Source organism: Streptomyces sp. PT12 (assembly GCF_003311645.1).
Taxonomy (GTDB): Bacteria; Actinomycetota; Actinomycetes; order Streptomycetales; family Streptomycetaceae; genus Streptomyces.
In genome coordinates, this window is the sequence record NZ_QEST01000293.1 from 1 (window position 1) to 805 (window position 805).

Consider the following 805-nt stretch of genomic DNA (forward strand, 5'->3'; position numbering starts at 1 on the left):
GACCGTACTCATAACCCGCCTCGAACTGGCGCGAGTAGAAGCGATCCAGATCAACGGCAGTCGCACCGGCAGGCGGCCACTGGGCAAACGCGGAACCCTCGGCCTCGACGGGATCGGCGGCCTCGGCGGGATCGGCGGCGAGATGGCCACTGGCATGCAGAGTCCACGCGGCCTGGGAATCCGCATCGGCGGCCCTGGAGTGAACGGTCACCGGACGACGACCCGTCTCATCGGGCGCCCTGACCGTGACCTGAAGAAGAACGGCCTCGGCCTCGGGCAGGGTCAACGGCGCGTGAATGACCAGCTCGTCCAGCGTCCCCGCCCCGACCTCATCCCCGGCCCGGATGGCGAGTTCGACGAGAGCGGCACCCGGGAGGAGAACCGTGCCGAACACCGCGTGATCCGCCAGCCACGGATGACTCCGCAGCGAAACCCTGCTGGTCAACACGGTCACGTCATCACCCGCCACCGACACGACCGCCCCCACCAACGGATGATCCGCGACCGCGAGCCCGGCAGACGACACATCACCCACCGCCGAACCCATCGGCTCCAGCCAGTAACGCTGGTGCTCAAAGGGGTAGGTCGGCAGGTCGGCCCGGGCGGGAGTGTGCGGAACGCGCCAGTCAAGGGATCCGCCATGAACGTGCAGGGCCGCCAGGGAGGCAAGGAAACGCCGATACCCGCCCTCGTCACGACGCAGCGTCCCCGTAACCGTGGCATCCGGGGTGGCGTCCTGAATGCTGTGGATCAGGACGGGGTGGGTGCTGACCTCGATGAACGTGGAGTGCCCCTCGTCGGCAAG

The 805-nt window shown here is 68.2% G+C and carries 1 pseudogene; it reads right to left on the reverse strand.

The features are described from left to right. Positions 1 to 805 (reverse strand): annotated as a pseudogene (locus DEH69_RS30815) (polyketide synthase dehydratase domain-containing protein); the annotation flags it as partial.